General features: G+C 45.1%; 11 protein-coding genes. 7 read left to right on the plus strand and 4 right to left on the minus strand.

The features are described from left to right. Positions 1 to 50 precede the first annotated feature (50 nt). Positions 51 to 1490 (plus strand): asparagine--tRNA ligase, encoded by a 1440-nt coding sequence (gene asnS, locus LN893_RS00065; RefSeq protein ID WP_229967034.1) that lies wholly within the window; start codon positions 51 to 53, stop codon positions 1488 to 1490. A gap of 261 nt (positions 1491 to 1751) precedes the next feature. Here the strand turns inward: asnS and LN893_RS00070 are convergent, their stop codons facing one another. Together LN893_RS00070 and LN893_RS00075 are read right to left on the minus strand one after the other, a co-directional pair. Then, positions 1752 to 3185, minus strand: coding sequence for a SusD/RagB family nutrient-binding outer membrane lipoprotein (locus tag LN893_RS00070; RefSeq protein WP_229967036.1), 1434 nt, complete (start codon positions 3183 to 3185; stop codon positions 1752 to 1754). Positions 3186 to 3206: 21 nt separating this feature from the next. Beyond that, positions 3207 to 6437: a SusC/RagA family TonB-linked outer membrane protein gene (locus tag LN893_RS00075; protein WP_229967039.1), complete on the minus strand. Its 3231-nt coding sequence runs from the start codon at positions 6435 to 6437 to the stop codon at positions 3207 to 3209. Between the two features lie 1189 nt (positions 6438 to 7626). On the opposite strand from LN893_RS00075, the gene LN893_RS00080 reads away from it, so the two are divergent. Further along, positions 7627 to 9150 carry a hypothetical protein gene (locus LN893_RS00080; RefSeq protein ID WP_229967041.1) on the plus strand — a complete coding sequence of 508 codons (1524 nt, stop codon included), beginning with the start codon at positions 7627 to 7629 and terminating at the stop codon, positions 9148 to 9150. A 74-nt stretch (positions 9151 to 9224) separates the two neighbouring features. Here the strand turns inward: LN893_RS00080 and LN893_RS00085 are convergent, their stop codons facing one another. After that, complete coding sequence (locus LN893_RS00085; RefSeq protein WP_229967043.1) at positions 9225 to 9725, minus strand: DUF4168 domain-containing protein; 501 nt, start codon at positions 9723 to 9725, stop codon at positions 9225 to 9227. A gap of 244 nt (positions 9726 to 9969) precedes the next feature. Between LN893_RS00085 and LN893_RS00090 the strand changes: the two genes are divergently transcribed. From LN893_RS00090 to LN893_RS00110, 5 genes are all read left to right on the plus strand, one after another. After that, a complete protein-coding gene (locus LN893_RS00090) occupies positions 9970 to 11067 on the plus strand; it encodes a hypothetical protein (protein WP_229967045.1) in 1098 nt (365 codons plus the stop codon). A gap of 131 nt (positions 11068 to 11198) precedes the next feature. Next, positions 11199 to 11891: a hypothetical protein gene (locus LN893_RS00095; protein ID WP_229967047.1), complete on the plus strand. Its 693-nt coding sequence runs from the start codon at positions 11199 to 11201 to the stop codon at positions 11889 to 11891. Between the two features lie 185 nt (positions 11892 to 12076). After that, positions 12077 to 13177, plus strand: a complete 1101-nt coding sequence (locus tag LN893_RS00100; protein WP_229967049.1) for a sensor histidine kinase — start codon at positions 12077 to 12079, stop codon at positions 13175 to 13177. Then, entirely contained in the window at positions 13177 to 13944 is a 768-nt protein-coding gene (locus tag LN893_RS00105) for a LytR/AlgR family response regulator transcription factor (RefSeq protein WP_229967051.1), read from the plus strand. The genes LN893_RS00100 and LN893_RS00105 overlap by 1 nt, the downstream gene beginning before the upstream one ends. 307 nt (positions 13945 to 14251) lie before the next feature. Beyond that, positions 14252 to 14503, plus strand: coding sequence for an endonuclease domain-containing protein (locus LN893_RS00110; RefSeq protein ID WP_439651153.1), 252 nt, complete (start codon positions 14252 to 14254; stop codon positions 14501 to 14503). A 71-nt stretch (positions 14504 to 14574) separates the two neighbouring features. Here LN893_RS00110 and LN893_RS00115 read toward each other — a convergent pair whose 3' ends face one another. Beyond that, on the minus strand, positions 14575 to 15951 hold the full coding sequence (locus LN893_RS00115) for an FAD-dependent oxidoreductase (RefSeq protein WP_229967053.1): 1377 nt from the start codon (positions 15949 to 15951) through the stop codon (positions 14575 to 14577). Positions 15952 to 16000 lie beyond the last annotated feature (49 nt).

The following is a 16000-nucleotide window of genomic DNA, read 5'->3' on the forward strand; positions in this document are numbered from 1 at the left end:
TTTGTACTGAGAGCTAAAGCTCTGTACAGCAAAATATTCAGACACAAAACATGCAACGCACAAAAGTAAAGGATTTACTAACGGGTGCCGAGGAAGGCAAAGAGGTACTTTTAAAAGGCTGGGTGCGCACCAAGCGCGGCAATAAGTTTGTAAACTTTATAGCCGTAAACGACGGCTCCACCATAAATAACCTGCAGGTTGTAGCCGATGCTGAGAAGTTCAGCGAAGAGGTTCTAAAGGATGTAACCACAGGTGCCAGCGTGGCTGTTACTGGTGAGTTGGTGGCATCGCAGGGCAAAGGCCAGGCTTACGAAGTACATGCTAAAAAAATAGAGGTACTGGGCAAAGCCGATCCTGAAACGTATCCGTTGCAGAAGAAGGCGCACTCACTGGAGTTTTTGCGTGAGATTGCGCACCTGCGTTTCCGCACGAATACTTTTGGCGCTGTTTTCAGGGTGCGTAACACACTGGCGTTTGCGGTGCATAAATTCTTTAACGAGAAAGGCTTTGTGTACATGCACACGCCTATCGTTACGGCTTCTGATGCAGAGGGTGCCGGTGAGATGTTCCGTGTAACCACGCTGGATTTAGATAACCTGCCGCGCACCGAGGATGGCCAGATTAACTTTGAAGAGGATTTCTTCGGCCGCGCTACCAACCTGACGGTTTCGGGGCAGATGGAAGGCGAAGTGGCCGCCATGGCTTTCAGCGACATCTATACTTTCGGACCGACGTTCCGTGCCGAAAACTCGAACACCACGCGCCATTTGGCAGAATTCTGGATGATTGAGCCAGAGATGGCTTTCTACGACCTGAAGATGAACGCTGACCTGGCGGAGGAGTTTATCCGTTACATAATCCGTTACGCTGTTGAGAATAATCGCGAAGACCTGGAATTCCTGGCACAGCGCCAGGCTGAAGAGGATAAGCAGAAGCCGCAGAACGAGCGCCAGGAAATGAGCCTGATTGAGAAACTGGAGTTTGTGATTAGCAATCAGTTTGAACGCATAACTTATACTGAGGCTATTGACATTCTACTGAATTCCAACCATTACAAGAAGAAGAAGTTCCAGTACGATGTGAAGTGGGGCATCGATCTGCAGAGTGAGCACGAGCGTTACCTGGTGGAAAAGCACTTTAAGAAGCCTGTAATTGTAACAGACTATCCGAAGGACATCAAAGCCTTTTACATGCGCATGAACGACGACGGCAAAACCGTAGCAGCGATGGACATTCTAGCCCCAGGTATCGGCGAGATTGTAGGTGGTTCGCAGCGTGAGGAGCGTATGGATGTGCTGGTGGAGCGCATGAAAGCTTTCGGCATTGAGCCAGAAGAAATGTGGTGGTTCCTGGATACGCGCCGCTTCGGTGGCTGTCCGCACGCGGGTTTTGGCCTTGGCTTTGAGCGTGTGGTGCAATTTGTAACAGGTATGGGCAACATCCGTGACGTAATTCCATTCCCTCGTACACCAAAAAGCGCTGAGTTTTAGAAACAACCGATATAAATAAACATCATGCTGTAGATAACGCAGATTGTAAATTTCATTCAAAATAAAGCGGTGTAGGAGAAATCTTGCACCGCTTTGTTGTTTGTAGCATCCTCAGCTGGTTTTATACTGTGCCGCTCCTATAAGAAACAAAAAGCCTTCTACTTCAGGTGGCAAACTTACCACTAAAGCAGAAGGCTTCTTTTACTAAATCCCTAAGCTAAGCTTCGGAATGGTTTATATTCAACTATTTGTACTAACCTTTTATCTGTCCCACCATACTCTGGTGAAGTTATTATCCGCTCCCTGACGAGCCACGGCTGCATCATAGCTTGCTTTATTAAGGGCAGCTGCGTTAGACGGATAACCCAAACGACGTGGAATTCCTCCAGTCTGAGTGGCAGCAACCGCAGGACTTAACTCAGGATAACCAGTTCTTCTCCAGTCAGTCCAAGACTCAAAGCCATTCAGGTATTGGTGTACCCACTTCTGCGTAATGATCAGTTCCAGCGCGTTATCGGCACTGTAAGCAATATCTGGGTCAGAAATAAAAGCGTTGTAAGCTGCTTCATCGTACACGCCCCAGAACTGCCAAGAGGCTTTAATTGCATCTTCGTACAGTTGCTCTGCGTCTCCACTGATAAGGTTCCGCTGTGCAGCCTCAGCCTTAACAAACTGCACTTGAGCATACGTAAAGATTGGCACCTCAGCAGCACCGTTTCTTAGCGCATCGCCTACTCGGCTATAGGCTCCTGGTATTTCTCTGGCAGAACCAATTCCGTAAGGCAAAGGTCGTACTTCTCCGCTCAGGTTCTCACCATATACAAACACGCGCGGATCGTCATTCTCGATCATGTAATCACCTAATGTAGCGCTAAGGGCATAGTCATTACGGTTGTCGTTAGAATAGTTTTCGTACCAAGGGTCCCAATTATTTGGGTCGCCTCCTATAAAGGAGTAAGTAATATTCTCTCCTTCCTCCAGTACGCCATCGCTTAGAGCAGATGCAATTTCCGCTTCTGCTTTTGCTCTATCATTTTTAATGAGTCGCATGGCCATGAACAAACGAGCGGTATTCGCAAACTTTTTCCAGGCTGCCATATCTCCGCCCAACAATATATCGCCTGCAACGCCTGCTGCGCTTTCATCTATCATGTCATGCGCTTCTTTCAATTCCTTGAAAAGGTCGTAGTAGATTTCCTGCTGTGGATCGAAAGCAGGTTGCAGTACTTCGTTTCCTTTTAGGGCACCAAAGTAAGGAATATCGCCAAAAATATCTGTTAGGTACCAGAAGTAGTAAGCCTTCAGAATTCTGGCAACCGCAACTTGGTTAGCCTTAGCTCCATTGCTGCCTGGGTCTGCTTCGGGGCTGTCTTGGTTGTTAAAGTTGATTATGGCTTGTAGGTTATACAGCGGTCCTGTGTAAGTAGACGTCCAGGAAGCGTTTCTGGTAGAATAAAGTGATGCTGCTGGGTAAGGCCCCTCAGACAAATACTGCACATAAAAGTTGTAGGTGTTACCAGACTCTGGAGAGTTCCAGACAGTGTAAGGCAACTGCTGCAACGCATACGTAAGCAGTGTACGAGTAGGAGCTTCTGACACCTGCCTAGGGTCAACGTTCATATCGCCGAAATCACTGGGATCGCAGGCTACGAGCGAAAACAGAACTCCAAAAAATAAGACTAATTTATTTCTCATGATTGTATAATTCTTTAAGGATTATATTCTTACTCTTAGGTTAGCACCAACTGTGCGTGTAGCTGGCAACTGCCCTCCTTCATACCAGGTGTTCTCCAACTCTGACGGATCGATGCCATACTCCTGTGCAGGCGCGTAGATAAGCCAGGCGTTGTTTACTATCAAACCTATGTTGGCACTTCTCACTCCAAGGCGTCCGAAAACTGACTTTGGCAGCTCATACCCTAAGCGCACTTCACGCAGCTTCAGGTAAGATTTGTCGAGCACATTAGAGTTGATGTTATCGCGCTGCATAGCAGTATAGAAGTAGCTTCTGGCATTGATATAGGTTGTGTTTGGCTGTCCGCTTACGTCTACACCACCAATAGTAGTGCCTGGAGCATATACACCTGGAATCAGGATACCACCACCAGCACTTGGGAAATCTCTCCAGTCGTTGCCTTTGTCATTTACGCCTACAGTACTTTCATGCAGGCCAGCACCTACACCATACATTTTGGTGAGCGAGTGGAATAAACCTCCTTTTTGGAAATCTAAAGAGAAGGAAAGGTTAAAGTTTTTGTAGTGCAGGTTGTTAAACAAGCCTCCAGTATAATCTGGCTGAATGCTACCTCTCTCCTGGTTAATGGAGTAGGTTGGAATACCATTCGACTGAACCAGCACATTGCCGTTTTCGTCTCTGTTCCACATACGGCCTACCAGCATGCCCCAATCTCCGCCAACTCTGTGCTCCAGACGGGTATCGTTACGCTGCGTGCTAGCCAGGTAGTTACTTAAACCATCAGCCAGTTCTACCACTTTAGATCTGTTACGGCCAAAGTTAAAGGTTACATCCCAAGCAAAATCCTGCGATTGAACCGGTGTAGCTGATAAGCTTGCCTCAAAACCTTTACGTTCAATTTTACCAGCATTAATTTGGTAAGTACTGAAACCAGTTGCCGGGTCTACATCAAGTGCAAGAATTCTGTCTCTGTTATCATCTACATAGTATGTAAACTCTAACCCAACACGGTTGAACAGGCGTAAGTCAGTACCTATTTCCCATGAAGTTGTAAGAGCAGGATTGATGGCACCTGTACGGAACTGGTTTCCGATATCAGTAGATGGGGTGCCGCTGTAAAGAGGGCGGCTGATTATACTTGTGTATACTGAATAAGGATCTAAATCGTCGCCTACCTGTGCCCATGAACCACGCAGTTTACCTAAGCTTAACACGTCGGTTACTCCTGTGCCACCCAGTAGTTCTGTAAATACAAAGCTACCGCCTACAGATGGATAGAAGAAGGAGTTGTTGTCTATAGGAAGTGTTGAAGACCAGTCGTTTCGGCCGGTAACATCCACAAACAAGAAGTTTTTGTATCCAAAAGATGCTCTACCATAAATACTTCTTACTTCTCGCTCGTAGAAACCACGCTCAATTAACGGGCGTGAGATAGAGCCGTTGCCAATATCGAAATAGTTTGGTGCACTTAAGCCGCCTTGGGTAGTTTCATCTAACCTGTTGTAGGTATTGCGACGAATGTTACCACCCACTAAGGCATCTACAGATATATCGCCGAAGGTACGGTTGAACGTAAGGTTCGTTTCATAGTTCATCTCCTTCGTTACATCCTCATAAATAGAATATTCATCTGTATTGATGCCGCCTGTGGCCATACGAGCATCTCCGCTTCTGCCTCTGTAGCTCATGCGGGCATAAGAGCTCCATGCGAAGTTGTTGTTAATTTTGTAGTTAAAACCGAGGTTACCTACTAGCCTGTTAGACTCAGCTGTTGAGAAGCTTTCGTTTACAATAAAGTAAGGCGAATCCCAGTAAGCTGGGGCTAAGTAAATGTTTGGGTTGCCTGTAGCATTTGGGTTTCCGATGTTCCAGGACTGTAGCGAGCCATCTGGATTGCGGTAGCTCTTTAACCTTTCGAAGTCTAGCTGGCGCTGGAACCACTGGTTAAAGTTCTGCGTCACGTTCAATCCGTTCAGGCTGTAGCCTTCTCCTGGCTGGCCTTTGGTGTCATTGTAAGTAAAGGTAAGGTCTGTTGAAACAGATAGTTTTTTAGAGATATCAAATGTTGTGTTAAGCCCAACCTGGTGCTGATCACGCTTCGCATTTGGCACGATCAGCGTACGGTTCTGGTTGGCGTACGTCATACGATAGGTATAATTATCAGCGCCACCGCTTACGGCAATACTATTGTTCAGGTAAGTGCCTGTGCGATAGAAGTTTCTTATGTTATCAGGCTGTGGTACCAGTGGCGACAACTGTCCAAACTCTTCGCCAGGGTACCAGGAATAGTAAGGGCGATACAACTGCCCGTTCATTTTAGGCCCCCAGCTTTCGTCGGCACCATACTGCAGTATACGCTGCCCATCGAAGCCTGCCCAACTCTCTGGGTGTACGGCTGGCTTGTAGCGGAAAATATAGAATCCTTCGTCGTCGAAGTTTGTACCTGGGCTGTTAGAGTTTGAGGTATAGCCACCAGCATATTCATTCTGGTAAGGCATCATAACAGAAGGGTTCTCGAACGATGCAGACAAGTTAAGGTCTACTGTTGGAGCACCTTTTGCACCTTTCTTACTAGTGATAATTACCACGCCATTGGCAGCACGAATACCGTAAAGTGCCGTAGCAGCTGCACCTTTCAGCACAGAGATACTTGCCACGTTGTCCATAATTACGCTATTCTGATCAGTTACAGTACCATCCACGATGTATAGTGGAGGGTTTGAAGTATTCAGGCCATTCGCACCACGAATAACAATGTCAGCGTTATCAAAAGATGAACTCGGAGAACCCTGAATCTGCACACCTGATACTTTACCCACCAGCGAAGTAGTCACGTCGTTAGATTTGGCGTAGGTCAGGTTCTCGCTATCAACCACACCAACCGAATAAGGCAGTGTTTCTTTCTCGCGTTGGTAGCCGAGCGCTGTTACCACCACCTCATCCAGTTGCTTCGAATCAACTGGCATGCTCACATTTATGGTGGTGTTGGTGCCAATAGGTCGGGTTACTTCCTGATAACCTATAAAACGAAAGGCAAGTGAGGTAGCACCCTCAGGCACATTGATACTGTAATTGCCTTCTACGCCTGTAGATACTGCGGTAGTCGTGCCTTCTGCAAGCACCAGGACACCTGGAATAGGCTCGCCCGACGCTGCGTCTACCACTTTTCCGCTGATTGTCCTGACTTGCGCCATCGCCTGCTGCAGCAGGACGGACATCAACAAAAAGCAAAAGAGTAATGATTTCTTCATGTTGTTAGATTGGTTTAGTTAAGTTAGAAATGATGAAGATTGAATATAAAATGTACTACTGTAAAGCAATTTTAGCGCACGCGTATGCTGTAGTAAAGCACCTGCTTGCGAAACACATGTTTATTTTGCACAACGCCTACATATGCGTCTCTCCCCTTTAAGTAAAGCGCCACATAAGAAAGCATATAAAACACCAATAAATTAAATATATATTCAGCACCTTATATTGGTGCACTTCTTGAACTTTAAAGGACTAGTAAAGTCAATTTATTTTTTTAGAAGCATCCGCTTTCTGCTAAGGCACTTCTAAAACGAAGTAACCGGAACCAAAGAAGGCAATGCCTACACCAACACATGAAGAATAGTTAGATACTAAAAAAGGAGCATTTAAGAACTAAGCACTATGCTTTAGAAACAGCTATATTTCGCAGCATGTAAAACCAAATCTATTCTAAAACTTTATTCTTAGCAAGCATAAGTTAAAATTAATTGATTTTTGACAATAAAAAATAGAGCTGATTGCTATTATTCTAAATAAGTGTTTTTGCAAGACAGGCACTTGTGGAGCAGGGAAAACAATAAGCACCCGCAAGAGCATAGAAGCAGGCTAGGCTGTAAACTTTCTGTCCTTTACAAATTGGTACAGGCGAGCACGTTAGACCAAGAAAACTACTTTTCTACTCATAAGCTTACAGCACTTTACTCTTGTCCAAGCATAATTAGTGTTTAAACAGGAATATCCTAGTTTCATAGTCTTTTCTACACCAAATAAGATATTCGCTAAGTCCAAATAAGGATAGGCAGGTGCAAAATTATTGCTAAAAAGAAAACAATCTTGAATATTTCTATTTATAAATAAGCCAAAATAGGCTATGCCTTCTAACTGAATAGCGAAATAACTACTCCCTTTTATCTAAGCTTTAAACTCCTTCTAATGAGACAATATAAAGTGTTGAAAAAGATGATAAATTAAGCCTGTCTTTGAATAACATAAATCATTCAGGAATGAAAACATAAGGCATTTATGGCAGAGACAAAGTTATCCTTATCTGTACCAACTTAAACTGTTTGAATATAGACATTTACAATATACCTGAACAGGTAATTTATTGTGTTGATGGCTAATTTTCGGTATACTTTGGCTAGGATTTTGCACGTTACTTCCATATAAATTTAAGCTTTTTATAATATGCGTAAATCAATTTTGACCCTTCTCTTTGTGGGACTTTTTGCCTCACTGGCAAGTGCCCAGAAAGAGTTTGCCAGCATAGACTTACCTATTCGGCGTGCGCAGGAGCTAGTAACGGTTGCCGACGATGATGGTAATGTTTGTGTGTACTTCTTCCAGAATGGCAAGATATACTTTAACCTACTTTCTCCTTCGGGAGAGCAGATAGCAGCACAGGAAATTCCTTTTCGTATGAACCAGGAGCCGCAGATACTAGGCACCCGTGTTTCCGCCAACTCGTTTATCTTCTATAGCCGCTACATTAGTGGCCGTCGGGAGTATGTGCGCCCGTTTTCTATACATCGTACCCAAGGCACGTTCAAAAGCCATCAGGATATTGAACTGAGGTTAGGAAGAGGCGAGTACTTTGTAGGCGCTTTTGCAGACACGGAACACTTTTATATGCTGTATTCTGATAAAGATGCTAATCTGCACCTTTACCGCGATGCTGATGATGTGCAGATGGAGAAAAAAACCTTCACAACAGAAGAAATGCCACGCACCCGCGATCGTCAGGAGCGAGAGCGAGAGTTGATCTTTATTAATCCAGATATGGAGCGCACTGTATTTGCTGGCCACCATCGCAGCAAGATTTACTCGCGTGGCGATAAAATACACATGGTTTTCGATGGTTTTCAGACGAAAGGCAATAGCAAAAATGCGACAACTGAAATTCTGACACTTGATTGGAATTCAGGTAAAACAAATTACCGCACACTGCCTGCTATAGAACAAAAGTCGGAGCCTAAGTTTAACTCTTTCCTGCACGATAATACGCTTTTCCGCTTGCAACTGGACAGAGACAGCTTAAATTTAACGGCTTATGACTTTGCTTCGCTTAAACCAATTAAAGAGTATAGTTTCGGAAGCGAAGACGACATTACTTTGAAGGCAACCCCTGTCGTAAAACATGGCAACCAGTCTTTTCTCTCTTCTGATGCGAAGACTATAGAAGGCAATAAGGTAATGAAGAACCTGGCCGATGGAATACCTGCCGTAACAGTAGATGCCTTTAACGACAGCACGATACAATTAACCATTGGTTCGTTTCTGCCGCCATTTACGAGTAACCGTAACAACAACGACTCTCGTATGGTACGCACACCAGATCGTTATGTACAGACCTCGAGGGGACTGATGATGGTACCTGGCCGTTGGACACCAGCCTATATGGTTCCGAGCCAATATCTTAATTCTCCTTTCTATAGCCGATACTTCTACGATCCGTACGGGCAAATGGGAGGCGCAGACCAAGGACCAGGCGTGAGTACCTATTTCCGAGCTGTGCTGGACAGTAAAACGCTGGCTGCTCAGGACACTTCTGCTGCATCAGCCATTTTACAACACAAACTAGAGCAGTACGAGCAGGAGCTAAAGCCTACTCCAGATTATAAGACGCTCTACCGCTATGGCAATAGACTTCACTATGGCTACTTCGACAGAAAAGAGAAAGCCTTCAAAATAGTAGAGTTTGCACAGCAGTAGTATTCAAAACTTCTAAAATAGAAAAGCCCAACTCTACGGAGTTGGGCTTTTCTATTTTAGAACATTGTTGCTCTTTACTGGCCTTGTTGCATCATTTGGTTCACTTTGGCTTGTACGGCAGGGCTTTGCTGGTAAGCAAGAAGCATCTGTTCGTATTTCTCCATAGTAAGACCATCTTTCACAATAGCTTTTTCAACTTTTTGCTGCACTTCAGGCTGCATTTCTATCATGCGTTGTGCGGCCTTGTTAAAAGCAGCCATTTCTTCTGGTGTAGCCTCCGCTTCCTGAAGCTGCTGCTGTTGGTGTGCCTGTGCCAACTCATTAAACTTGTTCACCTCCAGTTTTTCTTCCTGCAGTATAGTCATCATTACTTTTTCGCTTTCTGCCTGCACATCCATCAGGCGCGTGTTGGCATCTACAAATTGCTTAATTTCTTTATCAGAATAGTCTGTTTGTACTTGCTGCTGCTGTTGTTGCGGCAATTGTGTAGAATTCTGAGCAAATACTGCCTGTCCCGAAAAAGAAAAAGCTATCACCGCAGCAGCGGCAGCTGCCTTCTTGAAGTTATTTAGCATGTTCATAGGATTTCTAATCTAAGTTAAGAGGTGAAAAAATTGTACTCAAAAACCTGAGTGTATCTTAGGTATACTTCATTCGCTTCTAAATAGTTTTCTTCTTAGAATTTACCTGTCCGAGCCAATACATTACTTTCTGTGATATGCTCTTACAGTTTATCCCTCTGTTTCGGCACTTCATCCACTTATAGTTTAGAAAAGCAAAGAGCTTTTGCACCTTTGAAATGAACAAGAACAAAAACACATGAAAAAGACATTGAAGGTTTTCGCAAAGGTTGTGCTTGTATTGGTGCTGCTTCCGCTGGTGGTATATTTTTACTTTTGGATAAAGAACATCAACTTTATAGGAAAAACAGACGACGAGGCAATTGAATATCTAACCCATAACAAGCAAGACATTACCCTAAGGTTTAAAAGAGATGAACTCGATACAAGGCTTTTTGATGATACTTTCTACAACAGTCAGGTGTTTTTTTTAGGCGAAAGCCATGGATATGCCGACGTACAGTTAGTAGACAAATACATGCTGATGCACCTGAACAGGGAACTTGGAGTAAGGCACTACATAGCTGAAATGGACAGCATCAGGGCGTACAGGCTAAACCTGTTTTTAGAACAGGATACGAAAGACAGCCTGTTATTAAAGCAGGTGGTAAGAGACATTAGAATGCGCATTCCTCAGCAGTCCAGCAAAGAACTGTATCAAAAGTGGCTGGATATTTATGACTACAATAAAACCTTGCCAGACTCTTTAAAAATTACGGTTATCGGAGTTGACAAGGACTTTGAAGACACTTCCAGAGCTATAGAAAGAGACTCTATGATGCTGGTTAACTTCAAAAGAGCGGTGGAAAGGCAAGGCTTGGAAAACGAAAAGTTCTACGGTTTCTTTGGCTACACGCATGTGCTGCAAAGTAGCTATGGCGAGGAGAACATCTATCCGTTCGCGGCTAAAATAAAAAGATCAGATCTACCTTTTGCCAACAAGGTTCAGAGCATAGTTTGCCTGACACTAGATAGCGAGATGTCCCTGCCGAAGAACCACCAGTTCCCATCGCCTCCCGACGAAAAAACATCGCTGATAAACTCAGATGGACCTGTTACAATAGTAAAAGGCATCAAAGATTTAAGAGCAGTTACGCATCAAAACACAATCACTTTGTTTAGCCTGAACAGTGCTAACTCTCCCTACAAGCGCAATCAAAACCTAGCAGGTATAAAAGTAAATTTAGTGGGCAACGACATCCTTCCCAGCAATACAGAACAGAAAACTACAGGTTTCTTTCAGTATGCTATACTAGTTAGAAACTCCAAGGCTCTTACAAGCCTTGAACCGAACTAACAGCCCAGCAGCCTTTAAAAACAGTTCTCCTTACAACTCATCTACCTTATTCTACAGCTCATCCACTTCTAGTTTAGGAAGGCATAAGGCTTTTGCACCTTTGGTCTATAGCAAACAGAAAACATAAAACCATGGAAACTTTATTTACAGCACTTCTTATCCTACACATTGCAGCAGGCACTATTGGTTTAATATCTGGACCTGTTTCTATGGTAAACAGGAAGGGCGGCAAACAGCACCGCCTTACTGGTAAAACATTCTTTTATGCCATGATGCTGGTGGCTGTAACGGCTGTTGCAATGGCTTCACTGCCTAACCATCACAGCCCTTTCCTGCTTATCATCGGGGTGTTTAGCGCTTATCTTGTTAGCTCTGGCTACCGTGTGCTGTACCTGAAAGGGTTGGTAAAGGGGCAAAAGCCGCAGCTATTGGACTGGGCCATTTCGTTTGTCATGGCTGCCTTTGCCGCATATTTTGTTCTCTCAGGATTAATAGGAGGCATGAGCAGCAGCTTTGGCAACAGCAGTAACATTGTTTCGGTGGTCTTTGGAAGTATAGCTATGTTGTTGGTAGCAAAAGACATCCGAAAGTACACCAAAGCCCCTGCCGACAAAAACTTCTGGCTCTACGACCACATCGCCCGCATGGTGGCAGGCAACATTGCGGCTTTCACGGCTTTCCTGGTAGTAAATAACACCCCACTTCCGCCTGTAGTAGCCTGGCTGGGCCCAACTGTTATCGGTTCTGCTGTCATCAGCTTCTTTATCACGAAGTATAAACTGAAAGCAAGGAAAGGTGCAGAGGAGTTGGCAACAGCTATTTGATAGATGTTAGACTTCCACTATTTATGCCGCAAGTTTAGCGACAGCGTAACTTGTGGCTTGGCATGCCCACCAGTTTCCGCTATGCTCAAACTGGCGGTATCAAATGTTTTCTATAATCTAGCATCTAGAGTCTAACATCTACTATCTAACTCACCTTTTACTTATATTCGCTTTTATACTTTAGGATGACATTATTGAAAGAAAAGCCAGTAAACGTAAAATTGGCGCAAGCTGCAGCACCAGTACAGAAAACTTCCTCAAATAAATTAAAGGTAGTTTTTCGTGAGCTGATGGGCTGGGTGTTATCGGCTGTTGGAGCCTTTTTACTTGGCTGCCAAGATTGTCTGCAGCTATCTGCTCCAGAGGCGATTTACAAGTTTCTATTCTCCTATTCTATCTTCATACTAATCTGGAAAGGGAACACCAGCATGCTGGTGCCTTACCTGACGAAGCATTATCCCTGGCTCGAGAACCCAACCAAACGCTTTGTGATTAGCATTGTAGCTACGGTGCTGCTTACGGTGGTTATTGTTGTGTTTGTGCACATCGTGTTTCTTACCTACAAGGGCTATACCCTTCAAGATTTAATCAGCCAGAACTGGTTTTATGCCTTAGCGCCTCCTATCATTGTTACCTTTGTTATATCGCTGTGCTTCCATAGCTGGCACTTTTTGCAAAGCTGGCGGCAAACGGCCATTAATGCGGAGCGGCTGGAGAAAGCAAGTATCACTTCGCAGTATGAGTCGTTGAAGGCACAGGTAAATCCGCACTTTTTGTTTAATAGCCTGAACGTACTCACCAGCCTGGTAGAGGCGGACCAGAAGCAGGCAGTAAAGTTTATTCGTAAACTATCGGAAGTATACCGCTATGTGCTCGACAGTCGCCAGAAGGAAGTGGTACCCTTGCTGGAGGAATTACACTTTCTGAATTCCTATACTTACCTCCAGAAGATTCGGCACGGCGAGGCGCTGCAGGTGCAGAACAATTTACCGCTGGACCCAAACCTGATGGTAGCGCCGCTGGCCCTGCAAATGCTGCTGGAGAACGCCATTAAGCACAACATGGCGCTGGAAGAGGAGCCGCTGCGGGTGCATTTATATTTAGAAGATAACTACCTTGTAGTGCAGAATAACCTGCAGGAAAAGCGTATCCGAGAAGAATCTACAGGTATGGGTTTGCCTAATATCCAGTCGCGCTATACTTACCTCACCAGCAAAAAAGTGCAGATACAAGCCTCTGCACAGGAATTTATAGTTAGACTGCCTCTTTTATACTTTAAAGGATAATGCGGATATTCATTGTAGAAGACGAAAAACTGGCTGCTGATCGCTTAGCAAAAATGCTGCTCCAACTCGAGAGCACAGCTGAGGTAGTAGCCACAGCCCCTTCGGTACGCAAGGCTGTGGAACTACTCAAGCTAAAGCCCCAACTCGACCTCATCTTCATGGATATCCAACTGGCCGACGGACTCAGCTTCGAGATATTTGAACAGGTGCCCGTAGAGGTGCCCATAGTCTTTACCACTGCTTACGACGCCTACGCCATCAAAGCTTTCAAAGTAAACAGCATCGATTATCTGCTCAAGCCGATTGATGAGGATGAACTGGCGGCTGCGCTGGAGAAATTTAGAAAGCTGAACAGGCAAAGCACTGCTGCTACACCACAGTTGGGAGCACTGGAGCAGGCCATGCAGCTGCTAAACGACAGCAAGAACTATAAAAGCCGCTTTATAGTAAAAGTTGGTGACCACCTGCACACGATCCCGATTGAGGACGTAGATTACTTCTACAGTTTCGAGAAAGCCACCTTCCTGCAATGCAGCTCAGGAAAGCGCTTCGCCATCGACTATATCATGGAACAGCTAGAGCAACTGGTAGACCCGCAACATTTCTTCCGCGTGAACCGTGGCTACTTGATTAGTCTGAAAGCAATTAAAGACATTGTAGCTTGGTCCAACAGCCGACTGAAGCTAGAGTTGCGGCAGGCGGCTAAGGAGGATGTAGTAGTAAGCCGGGAGAAGGTGCAGGCGTTTAAGGCTTGGCTGGATCGGTAGGACCTCTCCTCAGCCCTTTATTGAGAATTCTTACTTTAGAGACAGGTGAGGATGCTAAAGCTATATTGCTTTTTTATAGTAGCAGATAAGTTCTAAAGCAAGCGTCTTCTAACCACCCCTGCCCCTCCTTGCCTAAGGAGGGGAGTCTGCTTTTACTAATTCGGCTTACTCTCGTTTACTATAGTGTATTTGAGACAAGAATATGAATTTGCACAACAGGAAATATCTAAAGGAGAACCGTAAGGAATTACGGAGTAGTTTAACTCCTGCAGAGGCTGAGCTTTGGTAGTATCTAAAAGGCTCTCAGTTGGCTAACCGTAAATTTAGGAGGCAGCATAGTGTCGGAAACTTTATACTTGATTTCTATTGCCCCTCGGAGCACCTCGCAATTGAGTTGGATGGGCAAGTGCATCAACACGCTGCAGCAGAACAGGCAGATATAGAGCGGGATCAGGCTCTACAGGAGCTAGGCATCAAGGTCATCCGTTTCGAAAACAAAGAGGTCTTCAATAATCTACAAGCCGTGCTACATGAAATAAGCGGCTGCTTCAGTAAGTAAGCTCCCCTCCTTAGAAAAGGAGGGGCAGGGGTGGTTGGACCACATATGCCTCAACTACAAAGCCAAGCTCCTTACCCTCTATACGGCTTCAGCTTCTCTTCTTTCACCAGTTGTTCTTCCAGCAGCTTCTGTACTTCAGCTTTATCGTAATCTTCTACTGATTCAATGTGCTTCATCACTTTCTTCATGATCTTGTCCTGCTGCTTGCCAGTTTCCAAGGCATAAGAGTAAGGCAGATCAGTGAAGGTAACCATAGAGTAGAGCGGAACCCATTTATCAGGATATTGCTCGCTGATTTTGTTTTCAATTTTCTTGCGGAGCAGGAAACGTGGGTCAGCTACTTTGTCGCGCATTTCCACGAAATTAAGTACGGCCAGATCAGCGATAGCATCGGCGTTGGGTTTGCGGCTGCGCTCAAACTTCTTGAAAAGTGCATTCCAGTCACCGTCAAACGTATCCAGCATTTGGTCCAGCACAGTAATGTCTTCGAAGCCAGCATTCATGCCTTGTCCGTAGAATGGTACTACTGCGTGGCTGGCATCACCTAATAGTAAAGCCTTACCATCGTAGCTCCACGGGAAGCATTTTATAGTTACCAAAGCGCCTATCGGGTTAGCAAAATACTCCTCCGCCAAGTTGGGCATGAGAGGCACGGCATCAGGGAAAATCTCCAAAAAAAAGTTCAGCAGATCTGTATCAGTTTTGATGGAGGCAAAGGAACGAGGGCCTTCGTAGGGGAAGAAAAGCGTGCAGGTAAAGCTGCCGTCTATGTTGGGCAAGGCAATCATCATGTACTTGCCGCGCGGCCATATGTGCAAGGCATTTTTCTCCAGCGCCCAGTCGCCTTCTGCCGTAGCAGGTATGGTCAGTTCTTTGTAGCCGTACTCCAGGTAGCGTTGCTCAAAATCGAAACGCTCGGTTTTCTGCATTGATCCGCGTACTGCTGAGTAAGCACCATCGGCACCAAAAAGCAACTCAGGTTTTATGGTTTCTGTCTTGCCAGTTTCTATATCGCGTAGCTGCACCTCGTTGGTACGTATATCTACATCCGTAGCCTTTTTGCCAAAATGGTAGTTAACATCTGGGTTGGGTTCCGAGATATTCATCAGCGACATATTCAGGCCGCTTCTGGAAACAGAGTAAATACCTTTTCCTTCTTTGTTGTAGGGCAGGTACGCTAACTGGCCCTGCTCGTTGTGCATCATGCGGCCATACATGGGCACTGCCACCTTTCGTATTTCCTCTTCTACACCTATGCCTTTTAGGGCGCGCCAGCCACGGTCGCTTAGGGCAAGGTTTATAGAGCGGCCTTTGTCTATCAGGTTGATGCGCGGGTCTGGTCTACGTTCGTACAGGTCTACTTTGTGGCCTCGTTTGGCCAGGTACAGCGATAATAAAGAGCCAACCAGGCCAGCTCCCATAATGGCAATATTCTTCTTTTCGGTCATTTACTACAGTGTCGGCAACGCCTGATGAGGGCGCAAAGTAACGGCTTTC

This window comes from Pontibacter harenae (assembly GCF_020907245.1).
Classification (GTDB): domain Bacteria; phylum Bacteroidota; class Bacteroidia; order Cytophagales; family Hymenobacteraceae; genus Pontibacter; species Pontibacter harenae.